Below are 19249 nucleotides of genomic sequence, written 5' to 3'. Positions count from 1 at the left end.
CGGCCCACGCCGGCTCTCGACGCCTACGCTGCCAGATTCCGATCAGATAAGGCTTGGCAGCCGCATCCATGCGGCGGACACCCCCGCGCACCCGGACCGCCCGACCCCTGACAGTTTCCGGGTGCGGCCACCACGGAAGACAGATCAGGAGCGAAAGCGGGTCGCTCGCTGCGCTCGCTCGTGTGGAGCGGTGCTCAGGGCAGTTGTTCGCTGAAGTCTTCGGTGTAGCCCAATAGCAGTGTGGTGCGGGTGGCCAGCGTTGCAGCCAGTTGTGACCAGGTGTCGTGCGTTCCGGCCGCGTAGACGCGCTGCAGGTCCGCGACCAACGCGCTCGCCTCTGCAGGCGACGGTGCGCGGTCGCGCTGGAAGCCGAGCCACGACGCACCGAGTCCGAACAGGCGGTAGCCGTATCGCTGCTGAAGGTGCCGGATCAGGGCGTGGTTCTGGAAGAGGTCCCAGTCCGCGCTGAAGTAGCCGTTGGGCAGGGCGGCAATCAGCAGGTCATCGCGGGCCACGGGTACCTGCTGCACGCAGACCACGTCATCGATGATGAGATCCGGCTTCGCATTGGCGGCGACCAGCGCCTCGATGTCTTCGTCGCTGCACATCAACGTACCCGCCAGCGCTGTCCACTGCAGCCGATGCGTGGAATGCTCAAGCTGCGCGACGACGTGCGCCAGCAACCGCCCGCGTGCCGCCAACGCATCTTCCGGCGTCGCCGGGTCTTCGTCCTCGTACAGCGCGATGCGTTCGTCATCGGACGCGTGCATGCTGGTGTAGCGGCACTGGCCGACATCGTCGAGCGTGCATAGATAACGATGAAGGGGATCAGCCGCCTGCAGCGAGGCCAGGCAACCGAGCACCTCATCCAGCGTAGGCGAATCGCTCAGCAGGACGTGGCTGAACGCATCGATCGGACCATCCGACACGGCCTTGTCCAACGGAATGGAAGTGATCTTCATCGCCACAGCCTAGCCGTAATCCGAAACGAAAAGAGCCAAGCATCGGCTTGGCTCTACAGGAACGCTTCATCCACGCATGGCGTGGATCTACCGTGTCGACCAAGGTCGACACCTACCAGCAGCAGCGGAGAACGCTGTCCCGACAGATCGCAGAAACCTGTCGAAGGCGGGGTGGGTCCGGTTGCGGGGGCGTGAGCCGCATGGGCCCGAGGCATGCCTCGGGCGGGTTGGGCAGGACGCCCAACCCCGGTCTTGCCGTGTGCGCAGGACAGCGCACACGAGCAAGCGGCGACCGAGCTTACATGGACGTACTTGCAGCGTCCCCCGCAACCGGATCCACCCCGCCAACCCACGGAATGCCAGCTTTTGACGTTGCCGTAGAAGTTGACGTTGACGTTGATTCGGCGGGTGCAGGGCCGCAGGCCCTGCAGGCAACCCTCAGCTGCGCATGCCCACGCCACGGCGCAGCAGCCACAGCGCCAGCGCCGTCAGCACCACCACGAATCCGATCATCAGCCCGTAGGCCACCGGCAGCGGCACATCGCTGCTGCCCAGCAGGCCATAGCGGAATGCATTGACCATGTAGAAGATCGGATTCGCGTGCGTGGCGGCCTCGGCCCAGCCCGGCAGCAGCTTCACCGAATAGAACACGCCACCCAGGTAGGTCAGCGGGGTCAGGATGAAGGTCGGCACGATCGCCACGTCATCGAACTTCTTCGCATACACCGCGTTGATGAAACCGGCCAGCGAGAAGATCGTCGCACCCAGGATCACCGTGGTCAGCATCACCAGCGGGTGCGGGATGCGCACCGGGGTGAAGAACATCGCGATGATCAGCACGATCACGCCCACCATCAGGCCGCGCAGCACCGCACCGGCCACGTAGCCCCACAGGATCACCCAGTTCGGCATCGGGCTGACCAGCAGCTCTTCCACGTGGCGGCCGAACTTGGCGCCGAAGAACGAGGAGCTGATGTTGCCGTAGCTGTTCTGGATCACGCTCATCATCACCAGGCCCGGCACGATGAACTGCATGTAGGTGTAGCCGCCCATGTCCCCCACGCGCGACCCGATCAGGTTGCCGAAGATCAGGAAGTACAGGGTCATGGTGATCGCCGGCGGCACCAGGGTCTGGCCCCAGATGCGCATGATGCGGGCGACTTCGCGGCGCACGATGGTCATCAGTGCGACGCGGTTGCGCTGGCCGTCGGTCAGCTCGGTGGTGCTCATGCAGGCTTCTCCAGGTTGCCGGTGAGGCGCACGAACAGCTCCTCCAGGCGGTTGCTCTTGGTACGCATCGAACGCACACGGATACCGGACTCGTTGAGCGTGGCAAACACGCGGTTGAGGTCCATTGCGCGCGGCATGTCGATGTCCAGCGTGTGCGGGTCCGGTGCGGTCAGCGTCGCGCCCTCGATCACCGGCAGCTGCGCAGGCAGGTCACCGTCGATGTCCAGCAGGAAGCCTTCCACGTCCAGCTTGGCCAGCAGGGTGCGCATCGGCCCCTGCTCGACGATCTGGCCATGATTGATGATCGCCAGGTGGCGGCACAGGTACTCGGCTTCTTCCAGGTAGTGCGTGGTGAGGATGATCGTGGTGCCGGCGGCGTTGATCTCCTTCAGCACGCGCCACATGTCGCGGCGGATCTCGATGTCCACGCCGGCGGTCGGCTCGTCCAGGATCAGCAGGCGCGGGCGGGTCATCATCGCGCGGGCGATCATCAGCCGGCGCTTCATGCCACCGGACAGCGTACGGCTCATCACCTGTGCCTTTTCCCACAGGTGCGCCCGCTTCAGTTCCTCTTCGGCACGCTGCTCGGCTTCCTCGCGCGGCACGCCATAGAAACCGGCGTAGTTCACCAGGATGTCGAAGGGCTTTTCGAACAGGTTGAAGTTGATCTCCTGCGGCACCAGCCCGATCAGGCGCATGGTGGCGCTGCGGTTGCGCACCAGGTCGCTGCCGAACACTTCCACCTGGCCCTCGCTGAGGTTGACCAGGGAGCTGATGATGCCGATCAGGGTGGACTTGCCGGCACCGTTGGGGCCGAGCAGGGCGAAGAAGTCGCCCGGGGCCACTTCCAGGGAAACCCCCTTCAGGGCCTGGGTGCCGTTGTCATAGGTCTTGCGCAGGTCGCGCACGCGCAGGGCGGGCGCCGTATCGTTCTGGGATGCCAAGCTCGAAGCCTTCGCGCCCATGGGCTGGCGCTGGAGAGGGGCGGGGAGGGGCTATTATAGAAGACCCCGAGGGCTTGCCCCGGCTACACACTGTCCCGAAAAGTCGTGCCTGTTCAATTCCCCCTCAAGCTGGTCGGCTGCCGCATGCTGGCCCCGACCGTCGGCCACTACCAGTTCGTGCGTGACGATGGACAGCCGCTGGATTTCCAGCCCGGCCAGTTCATCCAGGTCCATTTCAGCTACGCCGACGGCACCGAAACCAAGCGCAGCTACTCGCTGGCGACCATCCACGACCACGCGCTGGGCCCGGGCGAGGCGGTGGATATCGCGGTCAGTTTCGTCCCCGGTGGCGCCGCCACGGCCCTGTTCGAGGCGCTGGAGCAGGGCGGCCAGATCAGTGCGTCCGGCCCCTATGGCCGGTTCTGCCTGAATCCCGGTGACCACAATGCCCGCTACCTGCTGATCGCCACCGGCACCGGCGTTACCCCGTACCGCTCGATGCTGCCGCTGCTGGAAAAGGCCATGGCCGAGCGCGGCGTGCAGATCGTGCTGCTGCAGGGCGCGCGCAGCCCGGGTGAGCTGCTGTACAGCGAAGATTTCTACAGCTTCGCCGAAAAGCACCCGAACTTCCGTTATGTTCCATGCCTGTCGCGCGAACTGCCGGCTGATCCGCACCCGGACGTGCAGCACGGCTACGTGCAGCAGGCGCTGGCCGGCTTCACCCCGGACCCGGCCACCGACATTGCCTACCTGTGCGGCAACCCGGACATGGTCGACGCCTGTGCCGAACTGCTGAAGGGCGCGGGGCTGGGCAACCCGCAGATCCGCCGCGAGAAGTACGTCAGCAGCAAGTAAGCCTGCGTAGTGCCGGCCGCTGGCCGGCAGCCCATGAACCAGGGGCGGCATCACGCCGCCCCCGGTGTCCTGCCTCAGTACGCGATCCAGGCGTCGCGCCACGCATAGCCGGTGCCCGGACGATAGGCATCGGCATTGATGTTGCACCAGGCGCCTTCCGGGAACGGGCGGCAGGCATACAGCTTGCCGTCAGTGCCCTTCACCACGGTCTCGCCCGGCTTGTAGCTGCCGAGGCCGGCCGGGTACACGAAGTCGAAGTCGCCGCCCGGCGGATCGACTGGATCGATCGGGCCCGGACCCGGCACCTGGGTTTCCAGCTGGAAGCGGTTGCCCTGCTTCAGGTACACGCGGTTGTCGGTGGCCGAGGCGACCGGCGTGATCACGCCGTTCTTCATCACGCCCACGCGCGCATGCTGTGCACTGGCATTGACCTTGCGGGCCAGGGCCAGCGGCCACTGCGTCGGGCTGGTCTGGCCAGCGGCCAGTTTGGTTTCCACGCGCTCCAGATCATTGCCGTTGGCATTGAACACACGCAGGGTCACGGTGCTGTCCACGTCCAGTGCGCCATTGGCGGTCACCGCGCCGGCATCCTGCCACTGCGGCGGCGGAACCACGCCACCGCCACCTTCGAAGCGCACGTCCATGCAGGTGTAGAACGCTTCCTGCGAATCCGAGCGCTGCCAGGTGTTGTAGATGATGTGCTGGCCAGTGCGCTTGGGCAGCGGGCAGTCCAGCTTGTAGACACCGCCTTCGGACAGCGGCACGTTGCCCAGGGTGCAGAATTCCTGCAGGTCGGCCCAGCGCAGCGGGCTGCCCGGCTGCCAACCGTCACGGGTGACGTAGAACTTCCACTCGCGGGTGGCGTGCGGCGCCGGCGCCAGGAATTCGAAGGTGTAGCGGCCACGCGAATCGGCGCGCATCGGCGTGGTCGGCCAGTCGCTGCGATTCAGATCGAGGCCGCGGTACTTGGGGATGCTGGCGCTGCACAGCTCGCCATCGCGCACCAGGTCGCGGTGGTTGCCATTGGCGTTGCCGTGGGCGATCGCGCTCCAGTCATAGAACGGCTGCGCGCCGCCGATGGCCTTGGCCGCGGCACAGGCCGGGTTGGTCGGGTTTTCCGGATTGCCTTCGTGGCACTGCTTCACGCGGCTGAGCGGCTTGGACATGGTGCCGTGGGCGAGGGCGCTGCCGGACAGGGCCAGGCCGGCAACGACGGACAGAGCGAGGACTGCCCGGTGGGACAGGTGCATGCAGGAACTCCTTTGCGAAGTGTGGGAAACCTCGCGCAGTCTTCACATGCAGGGCCGTCGGCAACATCGGACAAGTTTGAAATCGATGGCGGCTGTGTTCGATCTGCAACACGGTGCTCACTGTGCCGCCATCCGGGCGAAAGGCGGTGCACTGTGCACCGCCTCCCGCATCACTGCCTCAGTACGCGATCCACGCATCGCGCCATGCTGCACCCACGCCCGGCCGGTAGGCTTCGGCGTTGACGTTGCACCATGCACCTTCCGGGAACGGGCGGCAGGCATAAAGCTTGCCGTCGCCGCCCTTCACCACGGTCTGGCCCGGCACGTAGCTGCCGATACCGGCGGGATACACGTGGTCAAAATCACCGCCCGGTGATGGCGTGCCGGGGTCGGGCACCTGGGTATCGAGCTGGAAGCGGTTGCCATCCTTCAGGTACACGCGGTTGGCGGTGGCCGAGGCCGTCGGTGTGATCACGCCATTGCTGAGCACGCCCACGCGTGCGTGCAGGGCGCTGGTATTGACCTTGCGGGCCAGCGCCAACGGCCACTGCGCGGCCGCAGTCTGGCCACTGGCCAGGGTCGCTTCCACGCGTTCGACATCATTGCCGTTGGCGTTGAACACGCGCAACGCCAGGGTGGTGCCGACCGGCAGCTCGCCGCGCGCGGTGACCGGGCCGGCATCCTGCCACTGCGCTGCGGGCGGGGTGCTGCCACCGCCTCCTTCAAAGCGCACGTCCATGCAGGTGTAGAACGCTTCGGTCGAATCCGAGCGCTGCCAGGTGTTGTAGATCACATGCTGGCCGCTGCGCTGTGGCAGCGTGCACTGCAGCTTGTAGGTGCCATCGGCCGACAGCGGCGTGTTGCCCAGCGTGCAGAACTCCTGCAGATCGGCCCAGCGCAGCGGGCTGCCCGGTTGCCAGCCGTCGCGGGTGACGAAGAAGCGCCAGTCACGCGTGGCGTGCGGCGCGGTCGCCTTGAACACGAAGGTGAACTTGCCGCTGGCGTCTGGCTGGATCGGTGTGGTCTGCCAGTCGCTGCGGTTAACATCCAGCCCGCGGAAGGTCGGGTTGTTGCCGCTGCACAGCTTGCCGTCGGGCACCACGGCCTGGTGGTTGCCGTTGGCATTGGCCTGGTTGATGCCATTCCAGTCGTAGAACGCCTGCGAACCGCCTACCGCTTTCGCGGCGGCGCAGGCCGGGTTGGTCGGGTTCTCCGGATTGCCCTGGAAACAGGCATAGACGCGGCTGACCGGCGTGGTCATGGTGCCGTGGGCGAATGCGTTGCCGGCCAGGCACAGGCCCGCAGCGGCGAACGAGGTGGCCAGCAACAGCGGTGTGGATCGGAATGACATGGCGCTTCCTTGTGGTCGTCGAAAGAGAACGGTGACCGCAGGAGCTGCGCTGCACGGCGGACTTTCGGCGGCACCACAGCGAGTATCGAGTCGCGATGCAAGGGGCGGAACCACCGAAGCGCCGATCCGTGACTGGGGGTGTGAAGCCCTTCCCGCAGGCTTCACGCGGGACTGAACGGATGCGTTGACCATCACGTCTTCGGCGTGGCATCGATCACGTCGTGGAGATCGTGCTACGTCGCCGGCATACCCACCCGATCTGCCTGGCACGAGAAGCAGCCGTGGGCCGCGTTGTGCAGTTGCACGAAGGCCACGGCAGGGTCGGCAAACAGCGCGTCCAGCCGGGCGGCAACATCAGTGCCCGCGCTGATCTCTGCGGCCAGCATCAATGCAGCGTGGTCATAGGCGCGCAACGAGATCGTACGGCGTTGTACATAGGCGGGTACCTCGCCCGGCGGCAGCACGCAGCGCGTTACGCCACGCTGCACGAAGATCGGGCCCGAGGCGTGATAGGGCGAGTGCAGCGGCAGGTGCACATGGGACAACAGCAGCAGCTCGCTGCCGCTGGGCGGATCGCTCAGGCCGATCCGGCAGGGGTGTCCTCCTGTTTCGCCGGCCCAGCGACGCTGGATGCCCAGCGCAGCCAGCGCGGTGTCACTCTTCTCGAACAGGTGCTGGAAGGGGCGGTGGTCGAGGCCACCGAGGTACCACGCATGCATGGGCGTCTCCTTGGTTTTCCCCGGATTCTGCGCACGCACCGGCCGTCATGCTCGCCGTTTTCAGACCCGGCATCGCCATCGGGCCAGGCAGTGCCACGGGGATCGCACCGCAAGGCGCTAAGATGCGCGCGCCGCCCCGGCCGATGAGCGCCGCATGTCCCTGGATTTCCCCACCATCACCGTGCTTGGCTTCCTGCTCTGCATCGGCATTGCGGTGGGGTTCTCATTGCTGCTGGTGGTGCTGCGCGGGCAACCGGTGCTGCGCCAGTGGACCGCCAGCCTGTGGCTGCTGACCCTGGGCGTGACCCTGCTGGCGCTGCGACCCTACCTGCCGTTGGCGCCGGCCATACTGGCCGGGAATGCGGCGATGGCCGGCTGTGCGGTGCTGATGCTGCGCGGCGTGGCGCTGCATCTGGAACAGCCGCTGCCACTGTGGCGGCCGTTGTTGATGGCAGCCGCGTTCATGGCCTGCATCTTCGCCTTCCTGGTGCTCTGGCCGGACCTGGGCGTGCGCCTGCAGGTGTTCAGTGTGTTCACGCTGCTGGTCGATGGCTGGATCGCATGGCTGCTGCTGCGGCATGCCCCCGTGCAGCAGCGCACCAGCTGCCGTCTGGCGGCGGCGGTGTTCCTGGCCGAGGCGGCACTGTACGCGGTGCGCCTGTTCCTGCCGGTGGCGCCCGATGCCGGTGAGGACATCATGCGCACCGGCACGCCGATGTTCGTCACCTACATTGCCGGGGTGATGCTGGAGCTGGCGCGATGTTTCGCGATGGTGCTGCTGCTGGTCGAGCGCATGCTGGTCGATCTGCGGCGTGCGGCACGCACCGATGGCCTGACCGGGCTGCTCAACCGCAGCGCGGTGCTGGCCGATGGCCAGGCGCAGTTGCAGCGGCTGCGTCGGCAGGGCCGGCCGCTGGCCCTGTTGCTGGTCGACGTCGATCACTTCAAGCAGATCAACGACCGCTGGGGCCACCTGGCCGGTGACCAGGTACTGCGTCACTTCGCTGCGCTGCTGCAGCATGGTTTGCAGGGCCACGACACGCTGCTGGGCCGCTACGGTGGCGAGGAGTTCGTGCTGGTGCTGGCCGGCAGCACACAGGGTGAAGCGATGGCGTGGGCCGCCGCGATCCGTACCGCTCTGCAGCAGTACCCTGCATTGCTGGCCAGTGGGCCGGTGAGCGTCACCGCCAGCATCGGCCTGGCCATGGACGAGGGCCAGGGTGACCTGTCGACGTTGCTGGCAGCGGCTGATGCCGCGTTGTACCGGGCCAAGGCCGCGGGCCGCGATCGCCTGGTCTGCGCCACGCCGGCGGAGATTTCGCGTCTGCCCATCGCCGACGACGCCGTGCCCGTGTAAGTTGAGTCACATCTTCCGCGGCAGCCCGTCGTGGTTGCCAGGAACGTCCTCCAGGGGAAACGAGCACGATGCACAGACACCACCTCGCGTTGGCCGCAGCGTTGGCCAGCCTGATACTTGCCGGTTGCAGCCAGTCACCATCACCCGGCGCCGAAGGCGCCAGCGATGCACCCAGCCGCCATTTCGGCACGATCGACTTCCAGCCCTGCACGTTGTCCACCGAAGGCGCCAGCGCCAACGTGGAAGCGCAGTGCGCCACCCTGCAGGTGCCGGAGGACCGGGCCCAGCCCGATGGCCGACGTATCGGCCTGCGCATTGCCTGGCTGGAATCGGGCAGCAGCGGCTCCAGCCAGCCCGACCCGGTGTTCTTCCTGGCCGGTGGCCCCGGCCAGGCGGCCAGCGAAGTGGCGGTCATCGTCGATACCGCGCTGCGCCAGGTGCGCAAGCAGCGTGATGTGTTCCTGATCGACCAGCGCGGCACCGGCGGCTCCAGCCCGCTCAGCTGCCTTGGCGCGGATGGCAAGGAACTGGCCATGGAGGAGGACGCCGCTCCCACCGAGGCGTCGCTGCGCGACTACGCGCAGCGCTGCGCGGCCTCGCTGCAGGGGCGTGCCGATGCCCGCTTCTACACCACCACCGAAGCCATCGCCGACCTGGATGCGGTACGCCAGGCCTTGGGCGTGGACCGGATCAACCTGGTCGGCGGCTCCTACGGTACCCGCGTGGCCCAGCGCTATGCCGGTGCCTATCCGCAGCACACCCGCAGCATCGTCATCGATGGCGTAGTGCCCAATGAACTGGTGGTGGGCGGCGACTTCGCCACGACGTTCGAGGATGCGATCGCCCTGCAGTCGGCGCAGTGCCGCAAGGATGCCGCCTGCAGCAAACGCTTCCCGACCGACACCCGCGCGCAGCTGCGCAGCGTGGTCGAGACCCTGCGCCGTGCGCCGGTCTCGGTGGAGTATCGCGACCCCGGCACCAACCAGACCCGGCAGGATGTGCTGAGTCCGGACAGCGTGATCGGCCTGGCGTTCGCCTTCTCCTATGTGCCGCAGTATTCCTCGCTGCTGCCGCTGGTGCTCGATGAAGCCGCGCATGGCCGCTATGCACCGCTGGCGTCGCTGGCACGCGGTGCGAACCGCAGCATGGATTTCCAGATCAACCGAGGCATGCAGTGGTCGGTGATCTGCAGCGAGGATGCGCCGCGTTACAAGGCGCCGGCCGAGGACCCGGAGCGACTGTTCGGCAACGACGTGGCCAGTGCCTTCTTCGCGGCCTGCCCGGTATGGCCGCACCAGCCGGCGCCAGCGGCCAATGCCGTGCCGCTGCGCAGCGACGTACCGGCGCTGCTGCTGTCCGGTGAACTCGACCCGGTGACGCCACCACGCTATGCCGAACAGGTCCTCAAGGGCCTGCCGAATGGCCGCGCGCTGGTCGCCCGCGGCCAGGGCCACGGCACGCTGAGTGCCGGCTGCATGCCGCGCCTGCTCGGCCAGTTCATCGACAAGACCGATGCCAAGGCGCTGGATGCCGGCTGCCTGGACACGCTGAGCTACGTGCCGGCGTTCACCTCGTTCAACGGATGGGAACCATGATCGTCGCCGACAACCTGCACAAGGCTTTCGACACCCGCACCGGCCGCATCCAGGCGGTCTCCAATGTCGGCTTCCGCGCCGAGGACGGCCGCATCACCGGCCTGCTGGGCCCCAATGGTGCCGGCAAGACCACCACCATGCGCATGCTGTACACGCTGATGACCCCGGACCAGGGCAGCATCAGCGTCGATGGTGTCGATGCCGCACGCAATCCGGTGGAAGTACGCCGCCACCTTGGCGTGCTGCCCGATGCGCGTGGCGTCTACAAGCGCCTGACCGCGCGCGAGAACATCGCCTACTTCGGCGAGCTGCATGGCCTGTCGGCCGAGCGCATCCGCGAACGCATCGAAGTGCTGTCGCATGCCCTGGACATGGGTGACATCCTCGACCGCCAGACCGATGGCTTCTCGCAGGGCCAGCGCACCAAGACCGCGATCGCCCGCGCGCTGGTGCACGACCCGCGCAACGTCATTCTGGATGAGCCGACCAACGGCCTGGACGTGATGACCACGCGCGCACTGCGCCGCTTCCTGCTGGGCCTGCGCGAAGAGGGCCGCTGCGTGATCCTGTCCAGCCACATCATGCAGGAGGTGGCCGCGCTGTGCGATCACATCGTGATCATCGCCAAGGGCACGGTGATGGCTGCCGGCAGCGCCGATGAACTGCGTGCGCAAGCCGGCGAATCCAACCTGGAAGACGCGTTCGTGAAACTGATCGGCAGCGAAGAGGGCCTGCACGCATGAGCATGATGTCGACCCTGATGACGGTGATGCGCAAGGAACTGCGCGACCTTTCCCGTGATCGCCGCACGCTGCTGCTGACCCTGCTGTTCGGGCCGCTGCTGTACCCGGTGCTGCTGCTGGGCATGGGCAAGCTGGCCGAGAGCCGGGTACGCACCCAGATCGAGCAGCCGCTGCAGATTCCGACCATCGGTGCGGAGAACGCCCCCAACCTGGTGCGTTTCCTCGCCGCGCAGGGGCTGAACACCGCACCTGCACCGAAGGACCTGGCCGAGGCCATCCGCAGCCAGGAGATCGACGTGGCGCTGCGCATCAGCGATGACTTCGGCAAGGACTGGGCCGATGGCAAGCCGGCGCTGGTGGAGGTGATCAAGGACAGTACCCGTCGTGCCGCCGAAGTGCCCAGCGCACGTCTGGAGGCGGCACTGGCCACCTACAACGGCCAGGTGGGGGCACTGCGATTGATGGCGCGCGGCATCGACGCACAGGTGGCGCGGCCGCTGGATGTGGCGCGCCAGGACCTGGCCAGTGCCGAGGCCAAGCGCGGCATGATCCTGTCGATGCTGCTGCCGGTGCTGCTCACGCTGACCTCGTTCATCGGCGGCGCCTATCTGGTGATGGATGCCACCGCCGGCGAGCGCGAGCGGCAGTCACTGGAACCGCTGCTGGCCACGCCCGGCTCGCGCAGCGCGATCGTCAGCGGCAAGATCGCTGCTGCCTGCGTGGTCGGGTTCGTATCGCTGCTGCTGACCCTGGTGGCGTTCAAGGTGAGCGCACAGATCGCGCCCGGCAACATCGGCCGCCAGTTCAACATGAACGTCGGTTCGATGCTGCAGATGCTGCTGGTGATGCTGCCGATGCTGATGATCGGCACCTCGCTGCTGACCTTCCTGTCGGCCGCGGCCAAGAGCATGAAGGAAGCGCAGAGCCACATGACCTGGCTGATGCTGCTGCCGATGATGCCTGGCTACGCACTGGTGGCGTACCCGCTGAAGAGCGAGCTGTGGCAGTACGCGGTGCCGTTCCTGTCGCAGAACCAGATGCTGCTGAAGGTGATCCGCCACGAGACGATCACGCCTGCGGTGTGGGCGATCTATCTCGGCGCCAGCCTTGGCCTGGCCGCAGTGCTATGGTTCGCCGCCGTGCGCCGTTACCACAACGAGCGTCTGGCGATCTCGGGCTGACTGCAAAAAGGGGACGGAGGGGATTAAGTCGTTTTTAACCCTCCGCCCCCTTTTTCTGAGGGCGCCCCCGCTTGCGCAGCACCACGGGGCGGCCCAGTGTCTGTTCCACCATCCGCAGGTAAGCTGCATTTCCCAACGGATGCTGCCCGGCACTGTGCGCGCGTATTGCCGGCAGGTCGGCGGACGCGTTCACGTCCCGCAGGAACTGCGCATAGAGCGTCGTCCGCTGTCGCTTGGTCGAGGCCAGTGCCTGAAAGGCGGGGTGTTCTGTCAGCATCGGATCATCGCGGCGCTGCAGGTTTCCATGCACGCTCGACCATGGGTGATCTTCCGGGGCGCCTGTCCTGCCTGCACGAACCGGATTGAGTTCGATGTAGCGATAAACGCTGAGCAGATAGGCGTCGCTGTCCACCATCGAAGAATGGAAGCGGCCCTGCCAGAGTGGTCCGCTGCGCTCATGCCGCTGATTGAACGCCTGGACATAGTTGTTGCCCTGCATCCGCATCGCGTTGGCCAAGCCGGCCTGAGTGGAGGGTGTGGCCAATAGATGGACGTGATTGCCCATCAATACATAGGCATGCAGCGCGACCTGATGCTTCAGGAAGGCGCTGTGCAAAAGGTGCAGAAACAGCTGGCGGTCGATATCGTCAACGAAGATCGCCCCCTTGTTCACACCGCGCTGGGTTACGTGATACGGCTGTTCGGCCAACATCAGGCGTGCTTGTCGAGGCATGGCAGTTCAGGGGGTTCAAGGAATCATCAGCCTGCCGCCTCCGTGACCGCGAAGGGCATCAGGCGATGCCGCGAGTTGATGTGGGGGAGGGCAGAAGCGACTTAATCCCCTCCGTCCCCTTTTCCATACCGCGCAGGCGTCACCCCCATCTCGCGCTTGAACACGGCGATGAAGGCACTGGGTGTGTCGTAGCCCATCGACAGCGCGACGCTGATCACCGGCTCGCCGGACAGCAGGCGTGGCAGTGCCAGCAGCACCCGCAGGCGTTGCCGCCACTGGCTTGGCGACAGGCCGGTCTCGGCCAGCCAATGGCGGGCGAGGCTGCGGCTGGACAGACCGCTGCTGGCGGCCCAGTCCTCGATGCTGCGGTTGTCGTGCGGTGCGCGCGCCAGTGCGGCGGCAAGTTTCTGCAGTCGCCGGTCACGCGGTTGTGGCAGGGCAAGCGGCAGAGGCTTGCTGGCGGCAATCTCATCGGCGATCACACCGGCCAGTCGTGCCTGTGTGGCATCCAGTGGAACATGCGGCCACTGCAGCGCCCGAATCACCGCGGCCTGCAGCAGCGGCCCCGGCTGGAAGATGCGAGGGGCTGCAGGCAGGTCGGTGCAGGCCTGCGCGCTGAAGTACAGGCTCCAGCCGTCGAACGCACTGGTACTGGCCAGTGCGTGGGGCAGCGAAGGTGGTATCCAGGCGACATGACCCGCCGGCAGCAGCCAGTGCAGGTCGCCGACCTCGATCCGCAGCAGGCCCTGATGTGCACCCAGCAGCTGCCCGCGGGCGTGCTGGTGGCGTGCCGTGCGGCGCGGACCCGGCAGGCGCAGCTGCGCCCCCAGCAATGCAGGCCCGTCGGCGGCATTGGCCAGCGCCGGGTCAATCAATGCGGTGGTTGTCTGATCTGCCATATCAATTGGCAGTTATACGGCAGAAACGTCGCGTCCGGGCTCCGACACTGGAGCCCACTTCAACGGAGCGCTTCCCCATGCAGCCACAGGACATTCTTCCGGACCATCAGAACGAGGTGCAGGTAAATGGCCTCACCGTGCGCAAGGGCAGCGTGGGTGCTTTCCTGGCCAGCGTCCGCGACTGGCAGGATCCCGCCAGCGATGATGCCACCCGCGCCACAGCCGAATCTGACCTGCGTGCGTTGCTGCCGGGCCTGCACGCGCTGGGCCTGTTCCAGGTGCTGGCTGCGCGCGATCCGGCGCTGCAGCGCCTGATTGATGGCGCTGCCTGAAACGGACAAGGCCCGGACGGACCGGGCCTTGGCGTCATGGAGGTGGCAGAAACGACTTAATCCCCTCCGTCCCCTTTTTTGCGGTCAGCCGCCCGGTGCGAACACCAGGGTGCGGCGGGTGGTGACCGGCGCGTTGACCGGCTCGAAGCGCCAGCGCTTGACCGCGTTCAGGGCTTCGCGGTCGAAGGTCCGTCCCGACGTCGCGCGCAGCACGCGGGCGCTGACCACTGAGCCGTCGGTACCGACGGTGATCTCCACCAGCACTTCGCCCGACGTTCCCGAACGCAGTGCCTCGGCCGGATAGCGCGGCGCCGGCGTGCTGACCGGGCGGAGGGTGGGAGCTGCCGCGGCGGCTGCCTGGCGTGCGGCGCTGGCCTGTTGGGCGGCGGCCTGCTGCTGTTTCTGTTCGGCATCGCGACGGGCCGCGGCCTGGCGCTCGGCCTCCTGGCGCTCGTTGTCGCGGCGTGCGGCATCCTGCTGCGCGGCAATCTGCTTGGCCGCATCGGCTTCCTTGGCGCGCTGCTCGGTCAGGCGCTGCTGTTCGGCCTGCTGCTTGGTCCGGTCTTCGGCGTCCTTCTTGGCCTTCTCGGCTTCGGTCTCGCTGCGCTTGGCCGCATTTTCCACGCCCTTGGCCAGGCCTTCCTTCAGGCGCGGCAGGGCGGGAGCGGAGGCGTCCACCTTCTCGATCAGTGCCACCAGGCGCTGCGCCTCGGTGTAGTCCTCGCGGCCCAGGTGCTGCTCGGCGGCGATCAGGGTGTAGGGCAGCAGGTCGGTCAGCGCGCTCTTCACCGACGCGTCGTCCGGTGTCTTGTCGCGCAGGGCGAGGTAGTACTCGATGGCGTTGTCGCCGGCCGGCGCGTACATGCGGTTCTCGCGCAATGCCTGGCTGGCCGATTCACGCAGCTGTTCGGTGCCCATGGACTGCACCTTGGCGGCGACCACCGGTGCGGCCGGTGCAGCAGCGGCGGGTGCGGCGGCCGGGGCCGGTGCTGCAGATTCTTCCTTTCCCGAGCAGGCGGCCAGCGCCAGTGCCAAAGCAACCGGCAGCCACCGGCGCGCGGCGGTGATCGTTGAGACGTGCGACATCCTGCTCCCCTCTAGAAGACGACGTGACGTAAATCATTGATACGCATGGCCGGGACCTGTGGTCCGGGCGCGGAACGATGACGTTTCCCGACGCCACCGCCGGCAACGGCGAGGGTGCAATCTAGCATCCCGGCCACCGCCGCGTACAAGGGGCAGGGGCCGGGATGGGGCAGCGGCGAAGGATCGCTGCCGGTTGCCGCATCAGTGGTCGTGCGACTTGCTGTGGCTGTTGGACATCAGCTTGTCGGTCCAGGCAATACCGATCGCCGACAGGATGAACACGCAGTGGATGATGGTCTGCCACAGCACGCCTTCCTGGGTCATGGTCGTGCAGGTATCGACACCAGCGTTGTAGAAGCTGGTCGAAGCCGACGACACTGCTGCTGCCCATTGTTCCGGCTTGCACAGCGGCAGTCCCTTCAGCGCGCTGGTGGCGATGAAAGTCTTCAGCAGGTGGATCGAGGAGATGCCGATGATCGCCATTGCCAGCTTCACCTTCAGCACGCTGGCGTTGACGTGGCTCAGCCATTCCGGCTGGTCCGGGTGGCCTTCCAGGCGCAGGCGCGAGACGAAGGTCTCGTAGCCACCGACGATCACCATCACCAGCAGATTGGAGATCATCACCACGTCGATCAGGCCCAGCACGATCAGCATGATCTGCTGTTCGCCCATCGAGACCGAGTGGGACAGCAGGTGCCACAGTTCCTTGCCGAACAGGAACACGTAGACGCACTGGGCAAGGATCAGGCCCAGGTACAGCGGCAGCTGCAGCCAGCGCGAGGCGAAGATCAGCGAGGACAACGGGGACAGGGGGCGAGGACTGTGGCTCATGCAGGACAGTGCGTTTCGGGGGAGCCGCGAGGTTACCGGCCCGTCGTGACGGTGCCAACCCAACTCTCGCACTAGACTTCAGGTTCCTTTCCGCACCCCGAGCCGCCGCCATGATCGACCTGTATTACTGGCCCACCCCGAACGGCCACAAAGTGACCCTGCTGCTGGAAGAAGCCGGCCTGGAGTACCGCATCCATCCGGTCAACATCGGCTCGGGCGACCAGTTCAAGCCGGAATTCCTTGCGATCTCGCCGAACAACAAGATGCCTGCGATTGTCGACCACGCCCCGGCCGATGGCGGCGCCCCGCAGAGCGTGTTCGAGTCCGGCGCGATCCTGCTGTATCTGGCCGAGAAGACCGGCCAGTTCCTGCCCAGCGACCCGCGCGGCCGCGTGACCACCCTGGAGTGGCTGTTCTGGCAGATGGCTGGCCTGGGTCCGATGAGCGGCCAGATGGGCCACTTCAATGTGTATGCGCCGGAGAAGATCCCGTATGCGATCGAGCGCTATGACAACGAAGTGCGCCGCCTGCACGGGGTGATGGACAAGCGCCTGGCCCAGCACGCCTTCCTGGCCGGGGACGCGTACACCATCGCCGACATGGCCAGCTACCCGTGGATCGGCGCCTACGACAAGCTGCCGGTGGATTTCGCCGCGTTCCCGAACCTCAAGCGCTGGCACGAAGCGATTGCTGCACGCCCGGCCACCCAGCGCGCCTATGCCCTGCGCCAGCAGGTGAACCCCAACGCCGGCAAGCCGCTCAGCGACGAAGAGCGCAAGCACCTGTTCGGCCAGCGTTGACCCGGAACGGTGGGTGCCGACCGTTGGTCGGCATGCCTCATGGGCAGAAGGTCATGCTGCCTTCCCGCACGGGCTTGGTTAGGATGGGGGACGACCGCCCCGCGTCCATCGCGGTGGCGGACCTGCCGTTTGCCGGGATCCTCCATGCGCCACCTGTTCGCTTCGCTCGCCCTCATGCTCGCCACCAGTACCGCCGCCCACGCTGAAAAGCTGACCCTGGAAGCCATCACCGGCCCGCTGCCGCTTTCCGGCCCGACCCTGATGAAGCCGAAGGTCGCCCCCGATGGTTCGCAGGTCAGCTTCCTGCGCGGCAAGGACAGCGACCGCAACCAGCTGGACCTGTGGACCTATGACATCGGCAGCGGCCAGACCCGCCTGCTGGTGGATTCGAAGGTGGTGCTGCCCGGCACCGAGACCCTCAGTGATGAGGAAAAGGCCCGCCGCGAGCGCCAGCGCATCGCCGCGATGACCGGTATCGTCGATTACCAGTGGTCGCCGGACGCGCAGCGCCTGCTGTTCCCGTTGGGCGGTGAGCTGTACCTGTACGACCTCAAGCAGCAGGGCCAGGCCGCAGTGCGCCAGCTGACCCACGGTGAAGGATTCGCCACCGACGCCAAGCTGTCGCCCAAGGGCGGTTTCGTCAGCTTCATCCGCGGCCGCAACCTGTGGGTGATCGACCTGGCCAGCGGCAAGCAGCTGCAGCTCACCCGCGACGGCAGCACCACCATCGGCAACGGCGTGGCCGAGTTCGTCGCCGACGAGGAAATGGACCGCCACACCGGCTACTGGTGGGCGCCGGATGATTCGGCCATCGCCTTCGCGCGCATCGATGAAGCACCGGTGCCGGTGCAGAAGCGCTACGAGGTCTACGCCGACCGCACCGACGTGATCGAGCAGCGTTACCCGGCCGCGGGCGACGCCAACGTGCGCGTGCAGCTGGGCGTGATCGCACCGGCCGCCGATGCGCAGCCGCGCTGGGTCGACCTCGGCAAGGAACAGGACATCTATCTGGCTCGTGTCGATTGGCGCGATGCGCAGCACCTGAGCTTCCAGCGCCAGTCGCGCGACCAGAAGCAGCTGGACCTGGTGGAAGTGGCGCTCGATTCCAATCGCCAGCGCGTGCTCGCCCACGAGACCAGCCCGACCTGGGTGCCGCTGCACAACAGCCTGCGTTTCCTCGATGACGGCAGCGTGCTGTGGTCGTCCGAGCGCACCGGTTTCCAGCATCTGTACCGCATCGACAGCAAGGGCAAGGCCACCGCGTTGACCCACGGCAACTGGCCGGTGGACGAACTGCTGGCGGTCGATGAGAAGGCTGGCAAGGCCTACTTCCGCGCCGGCATCGAGACCTCGCGCGAAAGCCAGATCTACGCGGTGTCGCTGCAGGGCGGTGAGCCGCAGCGCCTGTCCAAGGCACCGGGCATGCACAGCGCCAGCTTCGCCCGCAATGCCAGCGTCTATGTCGACAGCTGGTCCAACAGCACCACGCCGCCGCAGATCGAACTGTTCCGCGCCAATGGCGAGAAGATCGCCACCCTGCTCGAGAACGATCTGGCGGACCCGAAGCATCCGTATGCGCGTTACCGCGATGCACAGCGCCCGATCGAGTTCGGCACGCTGACCGCGGCCGACGGCAAGACCCCGCTCAACTACAGCCTGATCAAGCCGGCCGGCTTCGATCCGTCCAAGCGTTACCCGGTGGCGGTGTACGTCTACGGTGGCCCGGCCAGCCAGACCGTCACCGACAGCTGGCCCGGCCGTGGCGACCACCTGTTCAACCAGTACTTGGCCCAGCAGGGCTACGTGGTGTTCTCGCTGGACAACCGCGGCACCCCCGCGCCGTGGCCGTGACTTCGGTGGCGCGTTGTACGGCAAGCAGGGCACGGTGGAAGTGACCGACCAGCTGCGCGGCGTGACCTGGCTGAAGCAGCAATCGTGGGTGGACCCGGCGCGCATCGGCGTGCAGGGCTGGTCCAACGGTGGCTACATGACCCTGATGCTGCTGGCCAAGGCCTCGAACCAGTACGCCTGTGGCGTGGCCGGTGCGCCGGTCACCGACTGGGGCCTGTACGACAGCCACTACACCGAACGCTACATGGATCTGCCGGCGCGCAATGAAGCGGGTTACCGAGAAGCGCGCGTGCTGACCCATATCGACGGCCTGCGCTCGCCGCTGCTGCTGATCCACGGCATGGCCGATGACAACGTACTGTTCACCAACTCGACCAGCCTGATGAGTGCGCTGCAGAAGCGTGCACAGCCGTTCGAGCTGATGACCTACCCGGGTGCCAAGCATGGCCTGTCCGGCGCCGATGCCCTGCATCGCTACCGCGTGGCCGAAGCCTTCCTGGGACGTTGCCTCAAGCCCTGATCCAGCAACG

General features: G+C 66.6%; 17 protein-coding genes and 1 pseudogene. 8 read left to right on the top strand and 10 right to left on the bottom strand.

Going from position 1 to position 19249, the window contains the following annotated elements:
• Positions 1-194: 194 nt before the first annotated feature.
• The 3 genes from ACZK3W_RS21080 to ACZK3W_RS21070 all read right to left on the bottom strand — a co-directional run bounded on the left by ACZK3W_RS21080 (position 195) and on the right by ACZK3W_RS21070 (position 3157).
• Positions 195-962, bottom strand: coding sequence for a hypothetical protein (locus ACZK3W_RS21080; RefSeq protein WP_125896005.1), 768 nt, complete (start codon positions 960-962; stop codon positions 195-197).
• A 438-nt stretch (positions 963-1400) separates the two neighbouring features.
• On the bottom strand, positions 1401-2192 hold the full coding sequence (locus ACZK3W_RS21075) for an ABC transporter permease (protein ID WP_010482250.1): 792 nt from the start codon (positions 2190-2192) through the stop codon (positions 1401-1403).
• Positions 2189-3157 (bottom strand): ABC transporter ATP-binding protein, encoded by a 969-nt coding sequence (locus ACZK3W_RS21070; protein ID WP_049400895.1) that lies wholly within the window; start codon positions 3155-3157, stop codon positions 2189-2191. Before ACZK3W_RS21070 ends, ACZK3W_RS21075 begins: the two co-directional genes overlap by 4 nt.
• An 84-nt stretch (positions 3158-3241) precedes the next feature.
• Here ACZK3W_RS21070 and ACZK3W_RS21065 point away from each other — a divergent pair, with 84 nt between their 5' ends.
• Complete coding sequence (locus ACZK3W_RS21065) at positions 3242-3991, top strand: ferredoxin--NADP reductase (RefSeq protein WP_080356485.1); 750 nt, start codon at positions 3242-3244, stop codon at positions 3989-3991.
• Between the two features lie 74 nt (positions 3992-4065).
• Here the strand turns inward: ACZK3W_RS21065 and ACZK3W_RS21060 are convergent, their stop codons facing one another.
• The 3 genes from ACZK3W_RS21060 to ACZK3W_RS21050 all read right to left on the bottom strand — a co-directional run bounded on the left by ACZK3W_RS21060 (position 4066) and on the right by ACZK3W_RS21050 (position 7311).
• Positions 4066-5241, bottom strand: coding sequence for a lytic polysaccharide monooxygenase (locus ACZK3W_RS21060; protein ID WP_125895399.1), 1176 nt, complete (start codon positions 5239-5241; stop codon positions 4066-4068).
• 178 nt (positions 5242-5419) lie between these two features.
• Positions 5420-6592, bottom strand: a complete 1173-nt coding sequence (locus tag ACZK3W_RS21055) for a lytic polysaccharide monooxygenase (protein WP_180838690.1) — start codon at positions 6590-6592, stop codon at positions 5420-5422.
• A gap of 233 nt (positions 6593-6825) precedes the next feature.
• Positions 6826-7311 (bottom strand): DUF1203 domain-containing protein, encoded by a 486-nt coding sequence (locus ACZK3W_RS21050; protein WP_180838689.1) that lies wholly within the window; start codon positions 7309-7311, stop codon positions 6826-6828.
• 154 nt (positions 7312-7465) lie between these two features.
• Between ACZK3W_RS21050 and ACZK3W_RS21045 the strand changes: the two genes are divergently transcribed.
• The 4 genes from ACZK3W_RS21045 (at position 7466) to ACZK3W_RS21030 (ending at position 12187) form a co-directional block, all read left to right on the top strand.
• Complete coding sequence (locus ACZK3W_RS21045; RefSeq protein WP_180838688.1) at positions 7466-8668, top strand: GGDEF domain-containing protein; 1203 nt, start codon at positions 7466-7468, stop codon at positions 8666-8668.
• Positions 8669-8736: 68 nt separating this feature from the next.
• Positions 8737-10263, top strand: coding sequence for an alpha/beta hydrolase (locus tag ACZK3W_RS21040; RefSeq protein WP_180838687.1), 1527 nt, complete (start codon positions 8737-8739; stop codon positions 10261-10263).
• Positions 10260-11006 carry an ABC transporter ATP-binding protein gene (locus ACZK3W_RS21035; RefSeq protein WP_012512433.1) on the top strand — a complete coding sequence of 249 codons (747 nt, stop codon included), beginning with the start codon at positions 10260-10262 and terminating at the stop codon, positions 11004-11006. The genes ACZK3W_RS21040 and ACZK3W_RS21035 overlap by 4 nt, the downstream gene beginning before the upstream one ends.
• The gene (locus ACZK3W_RS21030; protein ID WP_125895402.1) at positions 11003-12187 is read left to right on the top strand and encodes an ABC transporter permease; all 1185 of its coding nucleotides are present in this window, start codon (positions 11003-11005) and stop codon (positions 12185-12187) included. The genes ACZK3W_RS21035 and ACZK3W_RS21030 overlap by 4 nt, the downstream gene beginning before the upstream one ends.
• A gap of 34 nt (positions 12188-12221) precedes the next feature.
• On the opposite strand, the gene ACZK3W_RS21025 is transcribed toward ACZK3W_RS21030, so the two are convergent.
• Together ACZK3W_RS21025 and ACZK3W_RS21020 are read right to left on the bottom strand one after the other, a co-directional pair.
• A complete protein-coding gene (locus ACZK3W_RS21025) occupies positions 12222-12920 on the bottom strand; it encodes a transposase (RefSeq protein ID WP_125895403.1) in 699 nt (232 codons plus the stop codon).
• Between the two features lie 101 nt (positions 12921-13021).
• Positions 13022-13819 (bottom strand): AraC family transcriptional regulator, encoded by a 798-nt coding sequence (locus tag ACZK3W_RS21020; RefSeq protein ID WP_071228552.1) that lies wholly within the window; start codon positions 13817-13819, stop codon positions 13022-13024.
• 77 nt (positions 13820-13896) lie between these two features.
• Between ACZK3W_RS21020 and ACZK3W_RS21015 the strand changes: the two genes are divergently transcribed.
• Positions 13897-14151 carry a hypothetical protein gene (locus ACZK3W_RS21015; RefSeq protein WP_125895405.1) on the top strand — a complete coding sequence of 85 codons (255 nt, stop codon included), beginning with the start codon at positions 13897-13899 and terminating at the stop codon, positions 14149-14151.
• Positions 14152-14235: 84 nt separating this feature from the next.
• Here ACZK3W_RS21015 and ACZK3W_RS21010 read toward each other — a convergent pair whose 3' ends face one another.
• Together ACZK3W_RS21010 and ACZK3W_RS21005 are read right to left on the bottom strand one after the other, a co-directional pair.
• A complete protein-coding gene (locus ACZK3W_RS21010; RefSeq protein WP_125895406.1) occupies positions 14236-15237 on the bottom strand; it encodes an energy transducer TonB in 1002 nt (333 codons plus the stop codon).
• A gap of 201 nt (positions 15238-15438) precedes the next feature.
• Positions 15439-16068: a TIGR00645 family protein gene (locus ACZK3W_RS21005; protein ID WP_032129129.1), complete on the bottom strand. Its 630-nt coding sequence runs from the start codon at positions 16066-16068 to the stop codon at positions 15439-15441.
• Positions 16069-16178: 110 nt separating this feature from the next.
• Between ACZK3W_RS21005 and ACZK3W_RS21000 the strand changes: the two genes are divergently transcribed.
• Both ACZK3W_RS21000 and ACZK3W_RS20995 read left to right on the top strand, forming a co-directional pair.
• A complete protein-coding gene (locus ACZK3W_RS21000; RefSeq protein WP_032129128.1) occupies positions 16179-16868 on the top strand; it encodes a glutathione binding-like protein in 690 nt (229 codons plus the stop codon).
• 144 nt (positions 16869-17012) lie between these two features.
• A pseudogene (locus ACZK3W_RS20995) lies at positions 17013-19239 on the top strand (S9 family peptidase).
• Positions 19240-19249: the final 10 nt, after the last annotated feature.

The organism is Stenotrophomonas sp. 80084_Sma, assembly GCF_056481995.1.
This window is presented reverse-complemented; position numbering and strand designations above follow the sequence as displayed.